21 protein-coding genes and 1 tRNA gene are annotated in these 23762 nt (G+C 52.8%); 11 read left to right on the top strand and 11 right to left on the bottom strand.

Going from position 1 to position 23762, the window contains the following annotated elements:
- Positions 1-24: 24 nt before the first annotated feature.
- The 3 genes from JE47_RS0106380 to JE47_RS20960 all read right to left on the bottom strand — a co-directional run bounded on the left by JE47_RS0106380 (position 25) and on the right by JE47_RS20960 (position 4890).
- Positions 25-1101, bottom strand: coding sequence for an ABC transporter permease (locus tag JE47_RS0106380; protein WP_081909998.1), 1077 nt, complete (start codon positions 1099-1101; stop codon positions 25-27).
- Positions 1102-1107: 6 nt separating this feature from the next.
- Positions 1108-2637: a sugar ABC transporter ATP-binding protein gene (locus JE47_RS0106385; RefSeq protein ID WP_051871080.1), complete on the bottom strand. Its 1530-nt coding sequence runs from the start codon at positions 2635-2637 to the stop codon at positions 1108-1110.
- Positions 2638-2727: 90 nt separating this feature from the next.
- Entirely contained in the window at positions 2728-4890 is a 2163-nt protein-coding gene (locus tag JE47_RS20960; RefSeq protein ID WP_051871081.1) for a sugar ABC transporter substrate-binding protein, read from the bottom strand.
- Positions 4891-5325: 435 nt separating this feature from the next.
- Here JE47_RS20960 and JE47_RS0106395 point away from each other — a divergent pair, with 435 nt between their 5' ends.
- Genes JE47_RS0106395 through JE47_RS0106410 form a run of 4 tightly spaced genes read left to right on the top strand, consistent with a single transcriptional unit; the run spans position 5326 to position 9932 of the window.
- Positions 5326-6501 carry a helix-turn-helix domain-containing protein gene (locus tag JE47_RS0106395; RefSeq protein ID WP_031458960.1) on the top strand — a complete coding sequence of 392 codons (1176 nt, stop codon included), beginning with the start codon at positions 5326-5328 and terminating at the stop codon, positions 6499-6501.
- Positions 6488-6838 (top strand): type II toxin-antitoxin system PemK/MazF family toxin, encoded by a 351-nt coding sequence (locus JE47_RS0106400; RefSeq protein ID WP_031458961.1) that lies wholly within the window; start codon positions 6488-6490, stop codon positions 6836-6838. Before JE47_RS0106395 ends, JE47_RS0106400 begins: the two co-directional genes overlap by 14 nt.
- Before the next feature lie 29 nt (positions 6839-6867).
- The gene (locus tag JE47_RS0106405; protein ID WP_031458962.1) at positions 6868-9153 is read left to right on the top strand and encodes an FAD-binding oxidoreductase; all 2286 of its coding nucleotides are present in this window, start codon (positions 6868-6870) and stop codon (positions 9151-9153) included.
- Complete coding sequence (locus JE47_RS0106410; protein WP_031458963.1) at positions 9150-9932, top strand: TrmH family RNA methyltransferase; 783 nt, start codon at positions 9150-9152, stop codon at positions 9930-9932. The genes JE47_RS0106405 and JE47_RS0106410 overlap by 4 nt, the downstream gene beginning before the upstream one ends.
- Positions 9933-9935: 3 nt before the next feature.
- Here JE47_RS0106410 and JE47_RS0106415 read toward each other — a convergent pair whose 3' ends face one another.
- Positions 9936-10553, bottom strand: a complete 618-nt coding sequence (locus tag JE47_RS0106415) for a LysE family translocator (protein WP_031458964.1) — start codon at positions 10551-10553, stop codon at positions 9936-9938.
- 526 nt (positions 10554-11079) lie between these two features.
- On the opposite strand from JE47_RS0106415, the gene JE47_RS0106420 reads away from it, so the two are divergent.
- Positions 11080-11589 (top strand): hypothetical protein, encoded by a 510-nt coding sequence (locus tag JE47_RS0106420; RefSeq protein ID WP_031458965.1) that lies wholly within the window; start codon positions 11080-11082, stop codon positions 11587-11589.
- A gap of 300 nt (positions 11590-11889) precedes the next feature.
- Here JE47_RS0106420 and JE47_RS0106425 read toward each other — a convergent pair whose 3' ends face one another.
- The gene (locus JE47_RS0106425) at positions 11890-13308 is read right to left on the bottom strand and encodes a BCD family MFS transporter (protein ID WP_031458966.1); all 1419 of its coding nucleotides are present in this window, start codon (positions 13306-13308) and stop codon (positions 11890-11892) included.
- 141 nt (positions 13309-13449) lie between these two features.
- Between JE47_RS0106425 and trpA the strand changes: the two genes are divergently transcribed.
- The 3 genes from trpA to JE47_RS0106440 are packed head-to-tail and all read left to right on the top strand — an operon-like array spanning position 13450 to position 15494.
- On the top strand, positions 13450-14250 hold the full coding sequence (gene trpA / locus JE47_RS0106430; RefSeq protein WP_031458967.1) for a tryptophan synthase subunit alpha: 801 nt from the start codon (positions 13450-13452) through the stop codon (positions 14248-14250).
- Positions 14251-14267: 17 nt separating this feature from the next.
- Complete coding sequence (locus JE47_RS0106435) at positions 14268-14501, top strand: Lrp/AsnC ligand binding domain-containing protein (protein WP_028457174.1); 234 nt, start codon at positions 14268-14270, stop codon at positions 14499-14501.
- Positions 14502-14555: 54 nt separating this feature from the next.
- Positions 14556-15494: an acetamidase/formamidase family protein gene (locus JE47_RS0106440; RefSeq protein ID WP_031458968.1), complete on the top strand. Its 939-nt coding sequence runs from the start codon at positions 14556-14558 to the stop codon at positions 15492-15494.
- Between the two features lie 163 nt (positions 15495-15657).
- Here JE47_RS0106440 and JE47_RS0106445 read toward each other — a convergent pair whose 3' ends face one another.
- From JE47_RS0106445 to cysC, 6 genes are all read right to left on the bottom strand, one after another.
- Positions 15658-17349: an NADPH-dependent assimilatory sulfite reductase hemoprotein subunit gene (locus JE47_RS0106445; RefSeq protein ID WP_031458969.1), complete on the bottom strand. Its 1692-nt coding sequence runs from the start codon at positions 17347-17349 to the stop codon at positions 15658-15660.
- Between the two features lie 38 nt (positions 17350-17387).
- Positions 17388-18206 (bottom strand): uroporphyrinogen-III C-methyltransferase, encoded by an 819-nt coding sequence (gene cobA, locus JE47_RS0106450; RefSeq protein WP_081909999.1) that lies wholly within the window; start codon positions 18204-18206, stop codon positions 17388-17390.
- Positions 18203-18883: a precorrin-2 dehydrogenase/sirohydrochlorin ferrochelatase family protein gene (locus JE47_RS0106455; RefSeq protein ID WP_031458971.1), complete on the bottom strand. Its 681-nt coding sequence runs from the start codon at positions 18881-18883 to the stop codon at positions 18203-18205. Before JE47_RS0106455 ends, cobA begins: the two co-directional genes overlap by 4 nt.
- Before the next feature lie 106 nt (positions 18884-18989).
- Positions 18990-20132 (bottom strand): sulfate adenylyltransferase, encoded by a 1143-nt coding sequence (gene sat, locus JE47_RS0106460; protein WP_031458972.1) that lies wholly within the window; start codon positions 20130-20132, stop codon positions 18990-18992.
- A 24-nt stretch (positions 20133-20156) separates the two neighbouring features.
- On the bottom strand, positions 20157-20819 hold the full coding sequence (locus JE47_RS0106465) for a phosphoadenylyl-sulfate reductase (protein WP_173424545.1): 663 nt from the start codon (positions 20817-20819) through the stop codon (positions 20157-20159).
- A gap of 2 nt (positions 20820-20821) precedes the next feature.
- The gene (gene cysC / locus JE47_RS0106470) at positions 20822-21382 is read right to left on the bottom strand and encodes an adenylyl-sulfate kinase (RefSeq protein ID WP_031458974.1); all 561 of its coding nucleotides are present in this window, start codon (positions 21380-21382) and stop codon (positions 20822-20824) included.
- A 621-nt stretch (positions 21383-22003) separates the two neighbouring features.
- On the opposite strand from cysC, the gene JE47_RS0106475 reads away from it, so the two are divergent.
- The 3 genes from JE47_RS0106475 to JE47_RS0106485 all read left to right on the top strand — a co-directional run.
- The gene (locus JE47_RS0106475; RefSeq protein WP_031458975.1) at positions 22004-22255 is read left to right on the top strand and encodes a hypothetical protein; all 252 of its coding nucleotides are present in this window, start codon (positions 22004-22006) and stop codon (positions 22253-22255) included.
- A 36-nt stretch (positions 22256-22291) separates the two neighbouring features.
- Positions 22292-22368, top strand: a tRNA-Pro gene (locus tag JE47_RS0106480).
- A gap of 237 nt (positions 22369-22605) precedes the next feature.
- The coding region (locus JE47_RS0106485) for a tetratricopeptide repeat protein (RefSeq protein WP_031458976.1) at positions 22606-23762 on the top strand (1157 nt) is incomplete at its 3' end.

The following is a 23762-nucleotide window of genomic DNA, read 5'->3' on the forward strand; positions in this document are numbered from 1 at the left end:
GTGTTACACTCCTTTTCCTATACATTAGCGTCGAGTAGTATAGTAGCTCAAACCGAGTGACACAATTAATACTAACCCCTTGATAACATCCTGGATATACCAGGGGATATTCATCATCGTTAAACCATTCAACATGACACCTACAAAGATTGCACCTAATACGGTTCCAAATACGTTAGCGCGCCGCGCATTCAACACTGCAAAACCGAAGTAGGTTGCAGCAACAGCATCAAGCAGATACGGATCACCGGCTTTCACTGCGCCTGACCCGATCCGTGCTGCCAGCACTAACCCGCCAATAGTCGCTAACACGCTACTGATTACGTAGGCCGTCATGCGCACCTTATTAACATCGACACCTGCCAGGCGAGCAGCTTCAATATTTCCACCGACAGCGTAGAAGATACGTCCAAATCGTGAAAATTCTAGGAAGATAAAGGCGATGAGAGCGATCACAGCCATAATCACCACTGGGACAGGAATCCCGCGAAATGCCTCACTCGACAAGACAAAACCCTGTCCAAGAAACAGAAAGTTTGGATGGATAGCACCACCAGCAATTTCACGAGTCGGACTCCAGGGGTTAGTCATCCCTTTGTATACAGCATCACCCTTCGTGATACTCATCTGCAAGCCTTGTACCAGATAAAGCACACCCAATGTTGCTAAAAGATCAGGAATACGCAATCGAATGATCAAAAACGAATTCAACAAACCGATTATGGCACCAACAGCCAGACAAATCAGAATAGCAAAGTACCACGGTACACCCCAAATGACCATCAGAGCAGTGGAAAGAATTACTGCCAGACCGGTCACTGCTCCCACTGACACATCGAAGCCACTGACTACTACTGAGAAGGTAACTCCTAATGCCACGATAGTCAGAATAGAGACCGCACGCAAAATATCGAGCAGATTGTCAATCGAAGCGAAGGCCTGGGTGCGAATTGAGAAGAACAGAGAAACCAGAATCAAGGTGAGAATCAGACCATAGCGTAGGAAAAAGCGGGAAAGAAACGAACCTAAGTTAACCCTAATCGGTTTGGCTACTGCTATACCTGCTTTCCTCGAAGCTGTAGGGGTTTTATCGGATGTCATAATTTCCTACTCCTCCTGAGCAGTGGTGTAGGCTGTCGTTGTACGGACTGCGCCAGTTGCTAACTCCATGACTTGTTGACGATCAATGGGTTGGGTATCAAACTCGCCAACAATTTGACCATCGCGCATCACGAGCACATGATCTGCTAGACCAAGGACTTCATCCACATCAGAGGAAGAAAAGATTACAGCGGATGTGTGCGCAAGTTCACGAGCAAGTACATATACCTCCTGCTTTGCACCAATATCAATCCCTTGCGTAGCTTCATCGAAGAGCACGACACGTCCTTTCTGCAAAAGCCACTTACCAATAACCACTTTTTGCTGATTGCCACCACTAAGATTCTTTACGGTCATCTCAGGATTTGGAGGTACAAGCTTGAGACGGTTGATTATTTGCAGAACATGCGATATCTCTTTGAAAGGGAGAACAAAACTTAAATAGCTGAAATCGCGGATGAAGGGTAACGTAACATTGGTACGAATAGAATGTTCAATCCACAATCCTCGATGACGACGGTCTTCAGGGATCAGGAAAATTCCGTGTCGAATAGCATCCTTTGGCTGTCGAAAGTGTACAACTTTTCCATCGAGAATGATGTCACCATGATCGGCCTTTTCACAACCAGCGAGAATGTTTAATAATTCAGTTTTCCCCGCTCCCGTCAATCCAGTTATGCCAAGCACCTCGCCACGAAACGCCTGGAAGCTGATATTTTTTAACCGCTTACCCCATCCTAGGTTTCGCACTTCTAACACTAGCTCACGCTCTGTTATTGGCATACGAGTAGGAAAGAGCTTGCCAGGTTGGGCACCTAACATAGCTTCTATGGCTTTAGACATTTCAAACGTTTCTCGATTGAAGTAAGCTACTTTCTTGCCACCACGTAAAATGGTAATGTCATCGGCAATTTCCTGAATTTCCGTCAGGCGATGTGAAACATATAAAAACGACACGCCTCTTTGTTTCAGCTTACGTATCATGGTAAATAGACGTTCTACATCGCTTACCCCGAGTGACGCAGTAGGTTCATCCAGAATCAAAAATGAGGCATTTCGTGAGATAGCACGTGCAATAACTAACAGTTGTTTTTGTGGTAGCGACAGATCCGCTACCGGTTGATCTACATCCATATCAAGCTGTAAGGTTTGCAAAATCTGTCTAGCCTGGCGATGTAATTCTCTTTTGCGTACAAAGAAACCTTCAGCAGGAGTAGCTAACTTCTCGATGAGCAGGTTTTCGGCAATGCTTAAATACGGAATGAGAGTTGTATCAACTTCCTGGTGAACAACCTCAATACCATACCGGAACGCATCAGATGGTTTATGGATCGAGATTAATTGCCCATTCAGCTCAATTCTTCCTTCGTATGATGGATAGTAACCGGTAAGGATTTTAATCAACGTGCTTTTACCAGCACCATTTGCGCCTATCAAAGCGTGAACGTATCCACCACGAAGCTCTAAATCGACACCATCTAACGCCACGACCCCTGGAAAAACTTTGCCAAGACCAGACGCTTTCAAAACGGCCATTGCGCTTGCTCCTCAAATTCCCCTTCCCCTACCGAGGCATCTACGTGGTGTGGGGCACATCCCCACACCACATTCCGACCACAGTCTAGCTTACCTACCTGCCAGTGTACACATCCACGGGAACCAGTTAAGCGGCGACTCACCCATTGCCGGCATTGCCTGGATCAGTTCGTCCATATTGGTGATCTTGTTCGCCAACAGGAAATCACGTGTGATCAACTGCGGCGGTACCAGCAAGTACTTGTCTACCTTTTCCCCCGCTACCAGGGCCGCCGCCGTGCGCACTGCCAGCCGACCCACACTGTACGAATCGGTGGCGACTGTCGCAACCCACGGGCTGTCCGGCGCGATCATCAGTTGGATATCCTCGTTGGTAATATCGACTGAGTAGACCTGATAGTCTTTTGCTCGTCCCGCTTGCGTGATCGCCCGCACGGCCCCTTTGGCAAACTCGTCCCACATCGCGACAACGACGTTTGCATTCGGGTACTCCTTCATCGTCGCTTCCATCCGTGTCTGGGTGTCGGCAGCGGTGTTGTCGGTAACAGCCCCAATCCGCGTCACTTCCTTCAGACCCGGATAGCGCCATTTGAAGTCCTGCCAGATGCGGTCACGCTTGTCGAGGGGCGCAAACCCGCCTACATTCACATACACCACATCTGCCTGACCACCGTGGTCGGTCACAACCTTCTTCGCCAGCAAGAAGCCGATCAACATATCGTCCTGCTCGATTTCCGGAACTTGCGGGTTATCAACCACCAGGTCGAAGGATACCACTTTGATCCCTTTCGCCAAGGCCTCCTCGATCTTGGGCAGCAATGGATCGGGTCGTCCGTGGTCGACGATGATCACATCGACCCCTTGCTGGATAAAGTTCTCCATCGCCGTCACCATCTTCGCCATATCACCACGCGCCGTTGCCTCGAGCAGTTCTACTCCCAGCTCGTTCGCCATTGATTGCGCCCCGGCCAGATACCGCTCGAAGAACGATCCCTCCCCAACCTCGCGTACCAGCGCGATGCGTACCTTCTTGTTCGTGAAAACGTTCGGAATCTGATCGCTCTTGACCTGACAAATTGGTTGAGAACTCATCTCTGCGCCAGCACCGACCGCGATTTGTGGCATAGAGTAGCCATTCCGGGCCAGTACCTTTTCCATCCACGGGAACCAGTTAAGCGGCGACTCACCCATTGCCGGCATTGCCTGGATCAGTTCGTCCATATTGGTGATCTTGTTCGCCAACAGGAAATCACGTGTGATCAACTGCGGCGGTACCAGCAAGTACTTGTCTACCTTTTCCCCCGCTACCAGGGCCGCCGCCGTGCGCACTGCCAGCCGACCCACACTGTACGAATCGGTGGCGACTGTCGCAACCCACGGGCTGTCCGGCGCGATCATCAGTTGGATATCCTCGTTGGTAATATCGACTGAGTAGACCTGATAGTCTTTTGCTCGTCCCGCTTGCGTGATCGCCCGCACGGCCCCTTTGGCAAACTCGTCCCACATCGCGACAACGACGTTCGCATTCGGGTACTCCTTCATCGTCGCTTCCATCCGTGTCTGGGTGTCGGCAGCGGTGTTGTCGGTAACAGCCCCAATCCGCGTCACTTCCTTCAGACCCGGATAGCGCCATTTGAAGTCCTGCCAGATGCGGTCACGCTTGTCGAGGGGCGCAAACCCGCCTACATTCACATACACCACATCTGCCTGACCACCGTGGTCGGTCACAACCTTCTTCGCCAGCAAGAAGCCGATCAGCATATCGTCCTGCTCGATTTCCGGAACTTGCGGGTTATCAACCACCAGGTCGAAGGATACCACTTTGATCCCTTTCGCCAAGGCCTCCTCGATCTTGGGCAGCAATGGATCGGGTCGTCCGTGGTCGACGATGATCGCATCGACCCCTTGCTGGATAAAGTTCTCCATCGCCGTCACCATCTTCGCCATATCACCACGCGCCGTTGCCTCGAGCAGTTCTACTCCCAGCTCGTTCGCCATTGATTGCGCCCCGGCCAGATACCGCTCGAAGAACGATCCCTCCCCAACCTCGCGTACCAGCGCGATGCGTACCTTCTTGTTTGGATCGGCAAAAGCCAGTGGAATACCATCTTGTGTTGTCGGAGCAGCCGTGGCTGGTTGAGTCTGCTGGGTTGGGACTGTTGAGGTTTCAGGCGGTGCGGCACAACCAACGAGCGTCAATGCTACCAACACGAACAGGTGGAGAAAAACCGACAAAGAACGCCTCGTCTTCATTGACTCCTCCTTGATGGACTACAGGGGACACGGCGAAGTGATAAATTTGTTCACTATTGTACTTTTGTACAATATACTGGAAGAAACGACGTTTGTCAATAGAGTCTCGTGGAATTTGGTACCCGGTTCAGCAGATTTCAACATTTTTTCTCTGCCCGGCAGGAGAAAAGAAAACGGAGAAATAGGCAGGGGCCGAAGGGGGTCGTGGTGTGCTGATGTGCCTACCAATGGGTTCCCTGCCAGGTATCGCAAGATGCGGGCCGGCGGCCCGTGTTCCCAGGCAAACGGCGCAGGTCAGGGAGGGTCTTGAGGGGTGTACAAGATATTCATTCGCAAACACGACTGAACACGGAACATGTTGCCCCCAAAACCAGGTTAATACCAGTTGACAAACCGACTACGATCAACGATAATTGTCAACTGAAAGGGGGAATTATGAATCACCAACGGCTCCGCCAGTTACGACTGGCACGTGGCATGACCCTCAGCGACCTGGCTCAAGCTACCAACCATATTGTCACCCGTCAGGCAATCTCGAAATACGAACATGGGCAGGCAAAGCCATCACCAACGGTGCTACAGCATTTGGCACAGGCACTTGGTGTGCGTCCGACCGATCTGCTTAACGGCCAGGAGATACGTATTGAACTGATCGCCTATCGGAAACGTGCATCGCTACGAAAGCGTCAGCATGACCAGATCGCAGCTCTGGCTGATGAGGTCCTGCGTGAGCGATTGCGGCTCCAACGCCTCATTGGCGACGTATCTTATCTGAATGTGTCACTTCATCACTATCCAGTGGCCGATCTAGCTGATGCGGAAACGGCAGCGAATGAGCTGCGCGTCCGTTGGGATTTAGGGAGCGCGCCTATCGCCAATCTGACTGATGTGTTGGAAGATCATGGTTTGCACGTGATCGCACTTGATACCGTTGATGGCTTTGATGGTGTCGCTGCGGTTGTACGCGACGAACACGATACACCAGTTGCAGCAGCGGTGATTGCCCGCCGTACCGCCGATGGCGCCCGTTGGCGTATGAATCTAGCTCACGAGTTGGGGCATCTGGTGCTGCAACCGCAGGGCAATCTTGATGAAGAAAAAGCTGCTTTCCGCTTCGCAGCGGCTCTTCTTGCGCCGGCAAGCAACTTACGCGCCTTTATCGGCGCTCGCCGGCATCACATGCACCTGGATGAATTGATATTGATGAAACACCATTTCGGGATGAGTATCCAGGCATTGCTGTACCGGATGCTGACGCTGGAGATTATCAGTCAACGTTTGTACAAATCGTTGATGATTGAATTGAGTGAACGTGGCTGGCGAACGCAAGAGCCGGAACCTCTTCCTCTGGAAGAACCGATCTGGTTGCGCCGTACAGTCCTTCGTGCCCTGGCTGAAGAGCTAATCGATCCGGCTGAAGCACAGCGACTGTTACGTGGTGAGACCACTATTCCGGTTGACCAACCAGAGATGGGTCGGTGTCAGCAGTTGCTGTACCAGCCACTACCTGAACGCCACGCGATTCTGACTGCGCAGGCCGAAACAGCCCGTGATCTTTATCAGGTTACCGCTACTCCAGCCCACGAGGTTGTCACGAGTGAGTACAACTAATGTCCCCCGTCGTGGTGAGATCTGGTATGTCGATCTCGGCGACCACACCCAGACCCTGGTACTCGTCGTGAGTGCGAATGCCTTTGAACGATTGCCGGTTCGCCTGGTAGCTCGCTTGCGCCCATGGGAAGACCGATTTAATGATCTGGTATGGATGCAGCGTCTCGACAGTGCCTGGCCCACTCGGTTGAATGCTCCCCATGCTGTAGACCTGCTCCAACTGCATTATGTTGATGTACACTGTTTTCAAAAGCTTGTTGGTCGAGCACCAGCAACGAAAATGGACGAGATCGCAGCGGCAATTGCGCTGGTGGTAGATTATGTGCCGCCAGCTTAGGATAAGTCAAGGGCTTCAGTACAGAAGGTATGACAACCACCTCATCAACGTTTACTGTCAACGCTGGTGCGCTATTGGCCAGCGCCCAGGCAACTGCTACGGCGACCACTTTTAACCAGGTTCTGGCTGCATACGGACTCTGTCTACCAATTATCCCGTTGCGGGTAGAGGCCACATTAGCTGAATTGGTAGCTTGTAATAGTGGTGGTCGTTATCGCCTGCACAGCGGCCCGATTGGTCGGTATGTGCGGGCAGCCACGCTGAACACGGCTGATGGGCTGCTGACCGTTGGTGGGCCGACGCTTAAACGGGCAACCGGTTATAACCTCCATCGGGCATTGGCCGGGCAAGGAGTACGACTAGGCGAACTCCAAGAGTTGACATTTAATCTACGTCCGTTGCCGAGGGCTACTGCACTGCGGCTTGTGGAAGGGCCGATTGAGTCGTTATTGATGCTGGCCAATGATCTGATGGCTGCCAATATGGCACTTCGCGCCCTGGCATTCGATGCGCAGGGATTACTCCTTGTTGAAATAGCCGGCTTTCCAGTAGTGGTTGAGCGGCAGGCTCAGCAGGTGGAAACGATGGCTGCTCACTATGACCTGATCGTTACCTCTAATCCTGCTGATGGCTGGCGCCATTGGGAACAGCTTGCGCAGCGACATTGTGCGCTTGCGCCAGAACAACGGCTCGATGTTACATTGCCGCGACGAGCGTTAACCGATTTTCTGACGTTCTGCCAACGTCTCATCAACTCTGATACGGTGATCTGGGGTGATGTCGGTGTAGGAAGTCTACATATTTCTCCTTTACCTGATTCTAAGAGCTATGCCACACTTAAAGCGCAGGCTGCTTCAGCAGGCGGTCAACCGTGCTCAGAGTTTGGGCCACCACCCCGGCCAGCCTATCCTGCCCTTGCCACTTCTAGCAGGGCGATAGAAAACGATCTGATTGCAGATCTCAGGCGGGTGGTCGGTGCCCGCTATCTGCTCACTCACCCCGATCACCTGGCCGTTTACTGTCAGGATGCCTCGAATGCCCAAGCCGAGGCCCTGCCCTACGCTGTAGCCTTACCGGCCAATACCGCAGAAGTTGCCGCACTGATGCAGATTGCAGCCGCTCATCGGTTGCCGGTCGTCAGTCGCGGCGCTGGCAGTGGTCTGGCCGGTGGCGCAGTACCTACACCAGGCAGCCTGGTGATTGGTCTTAATCGGCTAGAACATCTCACGATTGACCGCGAACAACGGATCGCTCATGTGGGAGCAGGGGTGATTACCGCCGAATTGCAGCGTGCTGCTGAACGGGTCGGTCTCTTTTACCCACCAGACCCTAGCAGTCAAACGGCTTCAACCATTGGTGGCAATATTGCCTGTAACGCGGGTGGCCCGCGCTGCCTGAAGTATGGGGTCACCGCTGACTATGTGTTGAGACTAACAGCCGTCCTGGCGGATGGTACTGTTGTTCGCTATGGCGATGGTCTGATCGGACAGGGTGAACATAACGGGTTGGCGCAACTGCTGGTTGGTTCCGAAGGCACGCTGGCCGTCATTACCGAAACTACGTTACGGCTCATTCCGCTTCCCCGCGCTCGCCGTACAACAATGGCCATTTTTACCGATCTTGTTGCTGCCTGTGCAACTGTTGAGCGGATCATGGCTTCAGGCATTATCCCGGCCAGTCTCGAACTGATGGATGACACCACAATTGCCGCAGTTGAAGCCTTCCTCCATATTGGACTACCACGTGATGCCGGTGCGATGCTGCTGATGCTAGCCGACGGCGAACCAGAGGTGGTTGATTATGAAGCAGCAGTGTTAGCCGATTTAGCCAGATCCGGCGGCGCCCAACGGGTGGTTGTAGCCCAGAATGCGACCGATGAGGCGAATCTCTGGCAAGCGCGACGGGTCATTTCACCGGCTCTTGGTCGCATCCGCCCGAACCGGTTAGGCGAAGATATTAGCGTACCGGTTAGCCGGATAGCCGAATGCGTCAACCGTATCAAGTGTGTAAGTGCCGAGTATAATCTGCCCATCGTTGTGTTTGGTCATGCCGGAGACGGAAATCTGCATCCGAATATTCTCTTCGATGCCCGGAATCCGGCTGAGGTCGCACGGGTATGGCCTTGCGCAGAAGCCGTCTTCACTGCGGCGCTGGAAGTTGGTGGTACGTTGTCGGGTGAACACGGAATCGGCACGCTCAAACGACCGTTCATGCTGAAAGCACTGGGTGAAAGGCAGATCGCCGTGCAACGTGCGATCAAACTCAGCTTCGATCCAGAAGAGCGTTTGAATCCTGGTAAGGTATTACCGGTATGATCATCACCAGTCTCGCCAACCCAACGATTAAAGCACTTCGTGCACTGAAGCAACGCAAAGCACGTGACGAACAGGGACGGTATCTAATCGAGGGCATTCGACCGGTGGCTGAAGCGATTCAGTGTGGCGCACCGCTGGAAATGTTGATCGTGGCCCCTGATCTGCTCAGCAGTGCTTTCGCCCACGATGTGATCACCACTTACGCCGCTGAAGGTGGTAAAATCCTGACCGTTAGCGCCGCTGTTTTTACCAGTCTGACCGAAAAAGAGCATCCCCAGGGTCTGGCGGCGGTAGGACACATTCGATACACGCCCTTGAGTGAACTACCACCGGCAACTGTGGGTTGGGTTGCTCTGGTTGAGGTTGCCGATCCGGGCAATCTGGGTACCGTTCTGCGTACTGCCGATGGTGCAGGGTTTAGTGGAGTCATTCTGGTTGGAACAACAACGGATCCATTCGATCCAGCAGCCGTGCGTGCCAGTATGGGCGCTCTGTTTAGCCAACACGTGGTACGTACCAACTGGCGTGATCTGCTGAACTGGTGTCGGCAACAGCAGATCGCCCTGGTTGGCAGTTCTGATCGTGGCGCCTGTGATTACCGTACAGCACGCTATTCACGACCACTAGTGCTCGTATTGGGCAGCGAGCGCCACGGACTGAGCGATGAACAACTGGCAGACTGCGATCTGGTCGTGCGCATCCCTATGCGTGGACGGAGCGATTCACTCAATCTGGCCGTTGCAGCAGGTATTTTGATGTACGAAATCACTCGCCAGTAGTCTTTATCCCTCTACCGCCAGCCGAACACCTAACACGGTCAGCACCGTACCGGTCACATAGTTCAGTCGGCGACGTACTTCATTGCGGCGCAACCAGGAACTGACACTGCTTACCAAAATCGTAAGGATCGAGAACCAGATGACGCTCAAGGCGAAATGAATGATCGTGAGCGCGAGTGCGGTCAGCAATACCGGATCGTCAGGAGAGATGAATTGAGGCAGAAACGCCAGATAAAAGACTGCTACTTTGGGATTCAGCACATTACTCAGCAATCCTTCAACAAACGCATGACGTTCCTGCCCCACCACACGATCGTGTTTGATCGGCGAATGTTGACGCCGTGTTGTGAGTATCGTCCAGATACCCAAACCGGCCAGATAGCCAGCGCCGGCCAGTTTAATGGTGTGATATAGCTGGGCAGAACTGACAACAATCGCCGCCAGCCCCAATCCAGAGAACGTTGCCTGAACAAACAGGCCACTCCCGATCCCAAAAGCGGTGGCAATCCCCGCCAGATGACCACGAGCCAACGCATTGCGCAGGGTCAACATTGTGTCAGCGCCGGGAATGAGCGTTAACACTGCTACCGAAAGAGTGTATGCGAGTAAGCGTTCCGTCATCAAAGCCTCCAGGCAGGTATCTAACCCCCTCACGTTTCCCCCAGAGGGAAAGGAGGGAAGGAGCGCGAGATAGGTTCTGTGGTTGGCCTCCTCACCTTTCTCTCATGTTGTCTCAGAGTTCTTCACTTTCAGTCACATTCTGTTCACGCTGATCTTACCCACAAAGTCTCTCTGGGAGCGCCAGTCTCCGGCCCACGAAGAGTCCTTCCCCTGGAAGCGCGGGCCTCCGGCCCGTAATCGTACAGCGTGTAACTGAAATCCACTGGCTGGCACATCCTCCCACAAGCGAGGTTGGCACCCGCCACTATCAACGCGGCGATGGGTATGATTGGCACCCCAACGATGACGTACATCATCTCGGGACAGAATGCTGCGCTCTTCTGCACGCACGATCTTACTATGAAGCAATGTGGCAAAGGTCACACCTCACTCTATGACCAATATCTGACCTTCAGCACTGGTTATCAGGTTCCTACCATTTTATACTGGAGGCAGAAATAAAGCACACCAGAAAGTGAGGCTCACAATGAAAACGGAAACCACTGTTCTCCGACAAAACAACCGCACCACCGCAGGAATAATCTTGATCGCCATCGGTGTTGTCCTGCTCTTGAGCTACATCATCAATAGCGGTCTACTTGTTCTGCCAGTTCTGGCCATCATTTTCGCTAGTGTCGGTATTCGTACGCACGAAAGTGGCTGGTTCATCCCGGCGGGCATTCTCGGCGGTATCGGCCTGGGCGCAGCTCTGGTAGAGACGCTACCTCTTGCTGAAGAGATCGAAGGCGGTGTATTTCTGCTCTCGTTTGCAATCGGATGGGCTTCGATCCCGATCCTGAGTACACTCTTTGCCAATCAGCGCATCTGGTGGCCATTCATTCCCGGCGGTGTAATGGCCGTCATCGGCTCGCTGGTACTAGCCGGTGAGGGTGGTTTTACTCTGCTGGAGCTGATCTTCAATCGCGCAGCCTGGGTCTGGCCACTGGCACTTATCTTGATCGGAGCTGTCCTGCTCTGGCGGAATAACCGCGACTGAGCGACTGAGCACGCCCTCAGAAAGAGCACGCAGATACGGCAGGCAGATGGGTGGGGCAACCCACCCAACGAGCATCATGACAAGTCATGATGCCAGGACACGGTGACGAGGAGGGGCAAGGCGACTCCTCGCCCCTACTGGTGTCCACGAGGATGATTACGGATCGCTAATCCGACATCTTCTGTTGCAGCAGGTACGGGCGCAGCGCCGCTGCGCCTGTACATCTATCAGGTTGTATCCGCCGTACCGCGAGACGGTTATTCAGATAGGCCCTTGGTAACCCGCCGCGCCAGCATAGTATCAGAAGATAATCTGATCGGCATTCACCTGCTCTAAGCTACTCCACGGCGAACGCACCTGTTCAGCACGAAGCTGACCGCGCAGACTGAGGATCAACAGCAGGACACCAGCGGTTGCGATCAACAGCAGCGCACTCAGATAGACGGCGATATAACCACTGGCAACCTCACCGCTAAGTCGTCCGATCACATCACGAGCCAGACCAGCGGCAATCGTGCCAACCCCTTGCGACAGCGCCTGCGTAATGCCCCAGAGGGCCAGGAAGAGACCGGCATGCGTCCGGTCGCACAACCCCATTACCAGTGCCAGACCACCAACAATCAGCATCCCACGCCCCATCCCGATCAGGGCAACGCCTGCCAGAAACTGACCAACGCGATCAGGTGAATTGGCAAGGCTGATCGTGGCAAATCCAACAACACCTAGCAACGAGGCGCCGCCGAGCATGCGCAACGCCGGATGGCCGCGCCAGAGTAACCAACCGGTCAGCACAATCGCCGTTAGCATACCGGCGCCCCACATCGCGGTCAGGCGAGTCGTCTCGGCGACACTCATCCCCAACACCTGTCCACCATAGGGTTCAAGTAACACATCGTGCACCGCAAAACCGGTCGTTGCCAGAGCCAACACGATAAAGAGATTGCGCAGCGGTCGCTGTGCGGCCAGCATACGGAGCGACTCACCTAGCGTTTCACGTACCCGTACTGGCGTGAAATCAACCAGCTCGCCGTTAGGTTTCAAACGCTCCTGATCAAGCATTGACAGGAACGTCAGGAACACAAAGGCCAGTGCCGATCCTTGCATCACCTGGATCAAACGGGTATGACTGTAGTCAATAAGCAGCTCACCGATCAATAGCGAACCAACAATCGTACCCAAAACCAGAGCGACCCACAGGATGCTCAACACGCGCCCTCGCTCTTCCGGTGGTGTCACATCACTCACGATAGCGAGATAAATAGTCTCGGCGATATTCACCCCTAAGCCGTAGGCAAAAAAGATACCAAAACAGACAATCACAGCCAGGGGGAAGGGTAAATAGCCCTCACCACTGAGAAGAATGAGCGAGAAAGGAGCCGTTGCCAACCCACCGTAGGTCAGCATTGCGCCAAGCACCAGATACGGAGTACGCCAGCGACCGGCCGCCCGATGAACATCCGACTTAAAGCCGACAATTGCCCGGGCAGGTGAGATAAAATAGTGAAGCGCGAGCAACGACCCGACGAGAAATGCAGCAATGCCCAATTCGTTGATAAGCACCCGATTGAGCGTACCGGTCAACGGCGCCAGCGAGAGACCCATGCCAAACTGGAAGAGACTGAGACGAAACACACGTAGCCACATCCGTAAGCGAGGACGGGCCTCTAACCAGTGTTGCACCTGACGAACCGGACGTAGCAACGTATCTGCCATTGCCATCTTGCAGCTCCTTGTGCTAGAGTGGCGATATTGTGTCATATTATAACACGCTCTGTCGCAATATAAATGATTAGAAAGTTTCAAAACCTGTGGTATGATGTCAGGTACAACGATCATCCTCACTGACCGGTAGAATATTCTATGAGCCGCATAGCCGAAACCTTTGCCAGACTCCGTACAGCAGGGCGAATTGCCCTTATGCCATACCTGACCGTTGGCTTTCCCGAACGCACCAGCACGCTTGAACTGGTACCGGCGCTGGAAGCAGCCGGAGCCAGTCTGTTTGAGTTAGGCGTTCCCTTCTCCGATCCTCTGGCCGATGGCACAACTATTCAGCGGGCAACGCAGCGCGCTCTGGAGAATGGGATCACCATTGCCGACTGCATTGCAACCGTGGCCGACCTACGCGCCCGCCAGGTCAAGGCGCCACTGCTTTTGATGGGGTATTACAATCCCCTGCTGCGTTATGGTCTTGAACGGGCCTGCGCTGATCTGGCAGCAGCCGGCGGCGATGGCTGGATCATCCCCGATCTACCGCTTGAAGAAGCCTCCGACCTTCGTCAGATCGCAGCAGCACATCAGCTCGATTTGATCTTGTTTGTTGCCCCAACCACCCCACCGGATCGTATTGCCCAAATTGCTGCACAAGCTAGTGGTTTTCTCTACATTGTTTCCCTCACCGGTGTTACCGGTGCACGACAGATGCTCGCACAGAACCTGGCCGATCTTATCCGCAGTGTGCGTGCATACACTGATCTACCTTTAGTAGTTGGCTTCGGTATCAGTCAGCCGGCACACGTTGCCGAAGTGGCCCGCATTGCCGATGGTGCCATCGTTGGGAGTGCGCTTATTGATCGGCTGGAACGATTGGCACCAAACGAACGAGTGAGTGGTGCGGCAGCATTCATTCGTGAGCTGCTGAGTGCAAGTGAACGACCGTGATGAGAGAGGAGCAGACGATGGAAGCACGAGCGTATGTGTTAATCGAGGCCGAGTCGGGTAAAATCGGCGAGGTATTGGCCGCCCTCCGCGCAATCGATGGTCTTATTGCCGTTGACGCGGTTACTGGTCCCTACGACATCGTGGCCACGCTGCAAACCCCCGATCCACGCCAGATCGGTCGTCTGGTCATGAGCGAGATTCACGCGATTAGCGGAATCAAGCGCACTATTACCTGTATGGTCATTGGGTGAGAAGGCAGGCTATACTCCACACTCTTTCTATGTTTATGTTGAAAAGAGGCTATTATGGCTGAACATGTTCTGGACAAAGGAAAAGTTCATCACAAGTGGGACAATAGCCTGCCTCCAGCAATCGAGATCGCCGCTGGCGACATTGTTCACTGTGAGACGGCTGAAGTAACGAACAATCAGGTCACACCGGGTTGTGACGCCAGCGTTTTGCTGAATCTCGACTTCGGACAGCTTTACCCATTGGCCGGACCTATCTTCGTGAAAGACGCTATGCCGGGCGATATTCTCGAGGTTGAGATCCTCCGGTTACAACCGCTTGATTGGGGTTGGACGGGAATTATTCCCGGTTTAGGGTTACTCGCTCAGGATTTCACCACCCCATACATTCGCCATTTCGACCTGAGCAATGGACAAACAGCTCCACTCCGTGATGACATTCACATTCCGCTACAGCCATTTTGCGGCACGATGGGTGTAGCACTAGACGAACCTGGTGCATTTGATGTCTTACCAACCGGTAAAGGTGGTGGCAACATTGACACTCGCCATCTTAATGTCGGTGCTAAGCTCTATCTGCCAGTCTTTGTGCCAGGTGCACTCTTTTCAGCCGGTGACTGCCACGCCGCACAAGGCGATGGTGAAGTGTGTGTAACCGGCATCGAATGTCCGATGCAATTTTCACTGCGTTTCAATGTCATTAAGGGTCGCTCATTAAAGCCGTGGCGCTATCATTTTTACACGCCACCTGGGCCAATTCAGCCGGCATACGATGCACGAGGGTATTATGTCACTACGGCGATTGGTCCCGACCTGATGGAGAACGCTCGAAATGCTGTACGCGATATGATTGAATGGTTAACCGATAATTATCGCCTCAGCCGTGAAGATGCTTACGTGCTATGCAGCCTGGCAGGTGACTTGCGTATCAGCCAGATCGTTGATGCCCCTAACTGGTGTGTATCATTCTACATGGCACTGAGTGTCTTCCGCTGAAACCCTGGCTCGATCACGTACAGTACTCGTGCGATAGACACAGAACGGCCAAAGACATTACCTTTTCCTGTCAGAAAGGGAAGAGCGACGCACGTCGTTTCTTCCCTTTGCTGATCGCTAAACCACACCGTTTTGCTGGTAACCACAGGTACTGTTGGCATCCTCATTGCCCGGCACTGTCATCTTCTTTGTAGTTAGGAGCAAGTTGCTGCAAAGCCACGATGCCTATCCGATAGCAGAAATCCCCGAACGACTCGCCCGGTTTTCGTTCGCGTTGATACAACGCAAATACCGGTTCAAGACTTGATACAATCTCCTCACGTTTGACGTTGTCAAGATACAGTTCACCAAGCCGATTACCTAATGAACTACCACCCAAGTAAATGGTGTAGGAATTCAAACTCCGCCCTACCAGACCAATTTCGGCAGTATAAGGACGCGCACAACCATTCGGACAACCGGTCATACGCACATGCGGGACAGGGCCATCGTGTAATCCTAATCGACTTAACAACGCATGGATGTCACGAATTACCTGTGGCATAACCCGCTCACTTTCGGTAATAGCCAGTCCACAGGTAGGAAGTGCCGGACAGGCCATCGCTTGTTGGACGACAAGTGGCACACTACCGGGTAACGCCACATCATGATCAAAGAATATCTTCTCGATTGCCGCTCTATCTGCCGGGGCGATATTGACAAACAGGATATTCTGCTGGGGAGTCAGGCGCACTTCGAGAGCAAAGCGTTGTACGACGGTGCGAATGGCTGTTCGAAGATTGTCTCTGATCCGTCCATTCTCTACGAAAAGACCAAAGAAGAGTCGTCCATCACCCTGTTCATACCAACCAAGATGATCGTCAGCACTCAACCAGACTAGTGGTATGGGGTCTGCCAGCGTGTAGCCTAGATAGCGCTCTACCTCAGCCTTAAAGCGTTCAATACCCCACTGTTCGACCAGGTACTTCATCCGTGCAAACTTCCGATCGTCACGCCGACCATGATCACGTTGTACCTTGACGATAGCCTCTACCACTTCAAAAAGTTGTTCGGGTGCGACCGTAGTCAAGGGTTTAGCCAGGAGGGGATGTGTATCCTTAACCCCATGGCTCTGCCCCATGCCACCACCAACCAGTATCGTAAAACCTCGTAGCTGCCCCTCAACCCACGGCACGATACCGATGTCCTGGGTGTAAACATCGACACAATTGTCACCGGGGAAAGCGAAGGCAATTTTAAACTTACGTGGCAGGTAAGTATCACCGTAAAGGGGTTCTTCCTCCAGGGTTGCCGCCTTTTCTCCATCTAGCCAAATCTCGTAGTAAGCGTGAGTTCTGGGCTTAAGACGATCAGAGAGTTCCCTTGCATAACGCATCAATTCTGTGCGTTGGCGATCAACAAAAGGCGCCGGGCATGCAACAATATTTCGCACGACATCGCCACATGCTGAAAGAGTCGTTAACAGGTTACGATTCAGAATCTGAATGAGCGGTTTCAGACCACCCTTACGCACGCCATGATACTGAATAGCCTGGCGCGTAGTAATTCGCAGCGTAGCATTTCCCAATTCATCGGCGAGTCGATCAAGTACAAGATACTGCTCCGGACTCAGTCGGCCACCGGGGATAGCTACTCTGATCATAAAAGCGTACTCAGGCCCTAACCCACGAGCTTTGCGGGCTTTACGTACATCACGATTCTCTTGTTGGTAAATCCCGTGGAACTTAAGAATCTGGTACCCTTCATCACTAAAGTGATCGCTACCATCGTGTAATTCGTGTTCTACCGGTCCTCGCAAATGGCGACTCACCAGTTTTACCTGTTCGACTCTTGAAAGCTTTGGTGTATCTGACATAGCATTTCTCCCGACTAGTGGAATATGCGGATACCTAACTATCCATGTTCAACAGCGACTGTCTGTTTGCGGGAAGTTACACTGAAATTGACCGGCAGCTCCATTGTGGTCACGATTGAACTGGTAGGCGAGAGAGATGCAATCGCCTGCAATTGCTCTCGCACCATCACAACTGCACCAATCACCCAGACTGCCGGTGCTTTGACGGCAACGTCCCCTCGAGCCACAGAAGCCAATGAAGCGAGGATGACTCGCTCATTCGGAGTAGAACCGTTTTCAATAAAAGCGCAAGGTTCCCACGGGTTGCGACCGGCCCGAACAAGGTCTGCGGCCAATTCGGCCCGTTGTTCTACTCCCATCAAGATCACCAATGTATCAATCAGTGCATACGGCGCAAGATCAGGTACATTCCCGCCCTGTGTCTGCCCACACATCACAGCAAATCCTCGCCCGACACCACGCAAAGTAAGCGGAATACCGGCCATCCCCGGCAATGCTAACGCAGAGCTAATACCAGGTACCAATTCGACTGAAATCCCCTGTTGAGCCAAGAAGAGCCATTCTTCGCCTCCTCGACCATAAACCATAGGGTCGCCACCTTTGAGGCGCACCACCTTCCGCCCAGAGCGAGCATGGGCTAGCAGCAGATGAAGGATCTCACTCTGAACGTGCGCTTGTTCGCTCCTGGCTTTACCCACGTAGATGCGCTCTGCCAGCGGGTTAACACGATCGAGAATGGCTGCTGAAACCAGTCGATCGTAGAGTACTACTTCAGCTTCGGCGAGCACACGCAACGCTTTGAGGGTCAGTAACTCTGGGTCGCCGGGGCCAGCTCCAACCAGATAAACTTTGCTCATACAGTCTCCTGTTGATGAGTTCTAAGCTCGACCACCGATGTCGAGGCAGAGTTATACAAGGTCTGCCAGAGTAGCTCCTGAGCTTGAGCATACGCACCTGCACGGATCAGATTCAGCGCGGAACTATCGACCATGCGGTACCAGGCCGCTTTACGTTCAGCAAAACTATATGGATAAGCCTGCCGAACCAGTGTACGAAACGCACGCAGCAGTTGGAGATACATTGCATACTCTGGACCGTACTCTTGCGCCAGACGTTCCCTGATCCGCACGGCTAGCGCCGGAGCGACGCCACTAGTAGAAACGGCAATAACCAGATCACCCTGGTGATGTACAGAGGGCAGAATGAAATCGCAGTACTGGGGATCGTCTACAGCATTGAGCCAGATCCCTCGTTCACGAGCTTCCTGAGCAATCACGGCATTGAGGCGCGTATCAGGCAGGTGGACAAAACAGAGCATGAAACCTTCCAGATCGCCGTAACGATACTCACGTCGTTGCCAATCGAGTTGACTCGCCTGGGCGACAGGTTCAAGTGCAGGGTGGGCATAGGGAGAAATCAGTCTGACCCACGCCCCCGCTTCTATCAGGTGCTGCACCTTAACGTCGGTTTCGCCACCACCACCGATGAAGAGCACTCTTTTACCACGTAAGTCCAGCATAACCGGGTAGTACATAGTTCACCTCAACCGGCGCACCAAAACGTGCTGAGCCAGATGTAAACCAATCCATACCATCCACGACAAAAACCTTATGAACCCTGTCAGACTACCCTCTGATCAACTACGACACTTGATAGGCAGCGCGCAGTACCTCGGCGACTTCAGGTCGAGTAAATTCTGGCGGTAACGGCATCCCTGCACGGAGTAACTCACGTACCCGTGTGCCTGAAAGTGTCAGATGGTATTGGGAGTCGTGTGGGCAGGTCCGCGGTGAGACTACTGTTGCGCAGGCGCGGCAATAGAATGTATGCTCGAATTTGAGAATTTGGATACCAATCTCCTCAGGGCTAAAATTCGCAAAGATTGTCTGTGCCTCATAAGGGCCATAGTAATTGCCAACTCCTGCGTGATCACGCCCCACAATAAAGTGTGTGCAGCCATAGTTCTTACGGCTAATCGCATGCAAAACAGCCTCACGTGGCCCTGCATAACGCATTGCCGCAGGATAAACGCCTAACAGCACTCGATCCCGCGGATAGTATCGTTCGATCAGCACCTGATAAGCTGCCATTCGCACAGTAGCAGGCACATCGTCAGACTTCGTGGAACCCACGAGCGGATGGAGAAATAAGCCATCGAGATACTCAAGGGCAACTTTGTGTAGATACTCATGCGCCCGGTGGATCGGATTGCGAGTCTGAAATGCGACAACCGTCTTCCACCCTCGCTCCTGGAACAGTTGCCGAGTCTCGCGGGGGGTATAGTGGTGTTCGGGAAACGGCCCGCGATCCAACACGAACAATTGCACTTTGCCGGCCAGGTATACCTCACCAGAGGCAAACAGTGCCGCAACACCGGGATGAGACAGATCCGTTGTACGATAGACTGCGAATGCCTCATATTCTTTATCCGGTTGATACTGTTCTTCCACTTCGAGCAGTCCTACCGTATGTCCCCTCCTGGTCAATCGAACGGTCCTCCAGTATTGTGTAGCATCACGTTTAGATACACCCAACGTAATTGGAATACTCCACGGCAGACCATTTGCTAATCGCATTGCTTCCAACACACTCAGATAATCGACCTGCCCCATGAAACCTTCTAACGGGGAATAAACACCTGTAGCGATCAGTTCAAGATCGGCATATGCCCGTTCATCAAGCTCCAGTGCTGGTAGATGATCATATTCGCGTAGGTGAGCAGGACGAATTCGCTCGACCAACACACCACCATGAGGTTTTGGTAAATGACTTGCCGATGTCATATCTTGTCTCACCGTATTCAGTGTTCAGAGTGACTGTCTACCAACCCACAATCCACACTCAGTTTTTCCCTGACCTGACCAACGACCAGCCCGCACATCCTCACCAGCTTGCACTGCTCGCGTACACGGCCAACAACCAATACTCAAGAAACCTGCCCAGTACAGCGGATTCACCGGTAGCTGACGTGTTTGAACAAACATCTCTAGCTGTTGACGGCTCCAGTAAGCCAGAGGGTTAATCCGCAACCGTTCACCGAATTCGAGAAACTCCAGATGACGGCGCGTTAATGCCTGATCCCGGCTACGTGCGTTCAAGAGTGCTGAAGGCTTTTTACGAGCCAGATATTCCCGTAAGGGTGCTACCTTGCGAATACGGCAACAACCGTCTGGATCAGTGCGAAACTGTTCTTGCCCCCATGGGTCAAGCGGTACATTTGCACTGAGTGTGACAAACTGCATTTGCGGGTAACGGGCTATCAACTGATCGCGCGTGGCCAAAGTTTCGGGAAAGTGGTAACCTGTATCGACAAAAACTACCTCACCGGTATAACCGGCCAAAGCTGCCAGCTCAAGCATCACAACACCGTTAAGGTTGAAGGCGCTGGTTATTAACAAATCCGGATAATTCACCAGTGCCCAGCGAATCACCTCAAGCGGATCGGTATGCTCATCCCACTGTTCAGTCATTATCAATTCCTCCTTACCGTAATATCCAAACGTTCAAGGGCAACGAGCAACTGATCAAGGCATTCCCGTAAAGTCATCTGATCAGTTCGCAGATGCACATCAGGATTGAGCGGCGGTTCGTAGGGATCGGAAATGCCGGTAAATTGAGCAATTTCACCACGCAATGCTTTGGCATACAAACCCTTCACATCGCGCTGAATCAAGACCTCTAGCGGAGCTTCAACAAATACCTCCAGTTTCCTGGGCGCGGCTGCTAGAACTTCGGTCCGGGTTACACGGTAGGGGCTGATAGCACTAACCAGCACAATAACGCCGTGTTTGGCCAGTAAGTTAGCGACAAAACCAATGCGGCGGATGTTAGTATCACGATCTTCGCGACTAAAGCCTAATCCCTTCGACAGATGCTCACGCACAACATCACCGTCGAGTTGTTCGACGGGGTAACCGGCTTCTTGCAGAACTGTTGCCAGGGCACGAGCCAGTGTCGTTTTTCCTGCTCCAGAAAGTCCAGTAAACCAGATCACTAGCCCCGAATGAGAGACCGTTGAGAAAGCAGTTCGCACACGCTGTCTCCTCTGCTATAAGATGTCTTATGGCTTTACGCAGCAATATCTGTCACGATGCCCGTACCACGGTGGCATTATGGTGAAAAGGTCATGTGAGTTAGCGATGCCACGAGCAACGTGAACGATCAAAGAAAATCTGAGCTCCCAGATGACATCAATGGCCCTGGGAAACAGACAACCAGAGTAGCCACCGATCCATAGTGGTAAACGCCACAGGATGGACTTCGGTCAGCTTACGTTTATCGCCCATTACAAGGGGCACAATCTATACGAGGTTCGGATAACAGCTACAACAGAATAGACAACCGGTCAGGGGGGAGATGGCTGATTGAGAAGACACTGGAGAAAATAACACCTTATCATCACGCTGCACGTGGGGGACTTGCGGTTTGATCACTGCGATACCAGAAGAACGATCACGAGATGAATTCCACACGTTTGCCCTCACTTTCTCGTAAGTCGATGCAGCATTGAGTATAAGCGAACTTCCCTCTTTTGTCAATATACTTGATCAAGAACTCAAGAATTAAAAATATCATTGACAACACAAACGCTTCCGAGTACCATGCCGGCACGATATTCGGATCACATGAACGAGAACTACTCAGTCACACAGGTATGGATCCATCACCTTCACGACGTATTCGCTGGGCAATCAACGGTGCTCTCATCCTGGCCCTGCTGGCCGTTTTCCTGGGAGGGCTGTTCACGGTGGTCATCGGCTTCTTCACCGGTCGATTATCACCGGAAGCCAGTTGGCAGCAATGGCTAGGAGTAATCTTTCCTGCTGTGGTGATATGGGGTATTGCAGCGTTGCCTTTCGGCGCTGCGCTTGGTTTCTTTGCTTCGCTCATCTGGCGTGAAGTTTGACTCTTCGCCGCAGCCGCGCTATAATCAGGGCACATCCGGGGCGTAGCGCAGACCGGTAGCGCACCTGAATGGGGTTCAGGAGGTCGCTGGTTCAAATCCAGTCGCCCCGACCACACGAAGACTGGTGAGTCATTCTCACCGGTCTTTGTTTTTATCCCTGAGCAGTAAATGATTTTTTTGCATATAATATTGGTAAAATGCCGATTTTGACCGTTACCATCTTGACACCTGCCATGATCCGGCGCTATACTGCTATCATGTGGCGAATTCTACTCGCGCTGCTACAGCGTTCCCTCAACGCATGAGTTCATTTCTGGCGGCGCCAACATCACAATGTGGGAGGATCCGGGATGGCGACCATCAGCCTGCAAGACGCCTATACACAAGCCAGAACTTTCCTCGAGGCGAACCAGATCGAGCAGGCAATTGGCTTGATCCAGCATATTATTGAATATCATCCAGATAACCTTGAAGCACAACGACTCCTCGGTGAAGCGTATCTGGCGCAACGTGATTTACCGGCAGCCGTAGCCACTTTTGAACAAGTCTTGCAAGCCGACCCCGAAAACATTCCGGCCCATGTGGGGCTAGGTATGGCATACGAGTGGCAGGGTAGACTGGATAAGGCCATTGCTGAATTCGAGCAGGCCCTTGAGATCCGTCCCGATATGCCTGAATTGCGTGCGCAATTGGTACGCCTCTATACGGAAGCTTGGGGGAGTGAACACGCTGCGCTTCGTCTCAGCCGTTCTGGATTGGCCCGACTGTATGCGCGTGGTCAGATGTTACCACAGGCCATCCTCGAGTTTCGCAATGTTGTGGACGAACATCCCAACCGCCTTGATGCATGGGTTGGCTTGATCGAAGCACTCTGGCGCAACGATCAGCTTGATGAAGCAGTTGCTGTCTGTCAACAGGTGTTGAAGCAACATCCCCTTCTCCTCAAAGCCAACCTGATCCTTGGCGCTATTTTGCTGAACAATGGCGATCAGCGCGGGATCGAGTACTGGCGAATCGCCCAGCGCCTCGATCCATATCAGACCGTCGCACGGATGTTGTTCGATCCGCTACCATCCGGCATTCCAATCCCTGATGTTTCACTGCCAGAATGGAACGAGGCCGAATGGCAAGCGCGACGTTCCGCAGCAGCAGCGCCAGTATCAGCGACAGCACCGGCTCCTGATGATTTCTTCGCCGAAGCCAGTTGGTTAACACCTACAGTTCAATCTGCACCGGTAGCAGCCTCGGCTGCTTCAGATGATGATTTGCTGGCGATGTTGCTTTTCTCACCAACAGTAGCAACCAGTGTTGCCGAACCACCACCTTCAGCAGCGGCTGATCATGATACGTTTTTGGATTCGCTCCTTTCTTCAACGTCCACTCCAACCGGACTGACACTTGATGAGATTGGGGTGGATGTGTCTAGAGCGCCGATTACACCATCTGAACCCACTTTGCAGCCCTTCTCGCTGGAAGACCTTGGCCTTTCGGCTGAAGAGATTGCTCA

Source organism: Chloroflexus sp. MS-G (assembly GCF_000735195.1).
Lineage (GTDB): Bacteria > Chloroflexota > Chloroflexia > Chloroflexales > Chloroflexaceae > Chloroflexus.

What these genes read in the sequence shown, in the direction of transcription:
- JE47_RS0106380 (WP_081909998.1), bottom strand. Translation starts at nt 1,101, where the DNA reads ATGACATCCGATAAAACCCCTACAGCTTCGAGGAAAGCAGGTATAGCA.
- JE47_RS0106385 (WP_051871080.1), bottom strand. Translation starts at nt 2,637, where the DNA reads ATGGCCGTTTTGAAAGCGTCTGGTCTTGGCAAAGTTTTTCCAGGGGTC.
- JE47_RS20960 (WP_051871081.1), bottom strand. Translation starts at nt 4,890, where the DNA reads ATGAAGACGAGGCGTTCTTTGTCGGTTTTTCTCCACCTGTTCGTGTTG.
- JE47_RS0106395 (WP_031458960.1), top strand. Translation starts at nt 5,326, where the DNA reads ATGAATCACCAACGGCTCCGCCAGTTACGACTGGCACGTGGCATGACC.
- JE47_RS0106405 (WP_031458962.1), top strand. Translation starts at nt 6,868, where the DNA reads ATGACAACCACCTCATCAACGTTTACTGTCAACGCTGGTGCGCTATTG.
- JE47_RS0106410 (WP_031458963.1), top strand. Translation starts at nt 9,150, where the DNA reads ATGATCATCACCAGTCTCGCCAACCCAACGATTAAAGCACTTCGTGCA.
- JE47_RS0106415 (WP_031458964.1), bottom strand. Translation starts at nt 10,553, where the DNA reads ATGACGGAACGCTTACTCGCATACACTCTTTCGGTAGCAGTGTTAACG.
- JE47_RS0106420 (WP_031458965.1), top strand. Translation starts at nt 11,080, where the DNA reads ATGAAAACGGAAACCACTGTTCTCCGACAAAACAACCGCACCACCGCA.
- JE47_RS0106425 (WP_031458966.1), bottom strand. Translation starts at nt 13,308, where the DNA reads ATGGCAATGGCAGATACGTTGCTACGTCCGGTTCGTCAGGTGCAACAC.
- trpA (WP_031458967.1), top strand. Translation starts at nt 13,450, where the DNA reads ATGAGCCGCATAGCCGAAACCTTTGCCAGACTCCGTACAGCAGGGCGA.
- JE47_RS0106435 (WP_028457174.1), top strand. Translation starts at nt 14,268, where the DNA reads ATGGAAGCACGAGCGTATGTGTTAATCGAGGCCGAGTCGGGTAAAATC.
- JE47_RS0106440 (WP_031458968.1), top strand. Translation starts at nt 14,556, where the DNA reads ATGGCTGAACATGTTCTGGACAAAGGAAAAGTTCATCACAAGTGGGAC.
- JE47_RS0106445 (WP_031458969.1), bottom strand. Translation starts at nt 17,349, where the DNA reads ATGTCAGATACACCAAAGCTTTCAAGAGTCGAACAGGTAAAACTGGTG.
- cobA (WP_081909999.1), bottom strand. Translation starts at nt 18,206, where the DNA reads ATGAGCAAAGTTTATCTGGTTGGAGCTGGCCCCGGCGACCCAGAGTTA.
- JE47_RS0106455 (WP_031458971.1), bottom strand. Translation starts at nt 18,883, where the DNA reads ATGTACTACCCGGTTATGCTGGACTTACGTGGTAAAAGAGTGCTCTTC.
- sat (WP_031458972.1), bottom strand. Translation starts at nt 20,132, where the DNA reads ATGACATCGGCAAGTCATTTACCAAAACCTCATGGTGGTGTGTTGGTC.
- JE47_RS0106465 (WP_173424545.1), bottom strand. Translation starts at nt 20,819, where the DNA reads ATGACTGAACAGTGGGATGAGCATACCGATCCGCTTGAGGTGATTCGC.
- JE47_RS0106475 (WP_031458975.1), top strand. Translation starts at nt 22,004, where the DNA reads ATGGATCCATCACCTTCACGACGTATTCGCTGGGCAATCAACGGTGCT.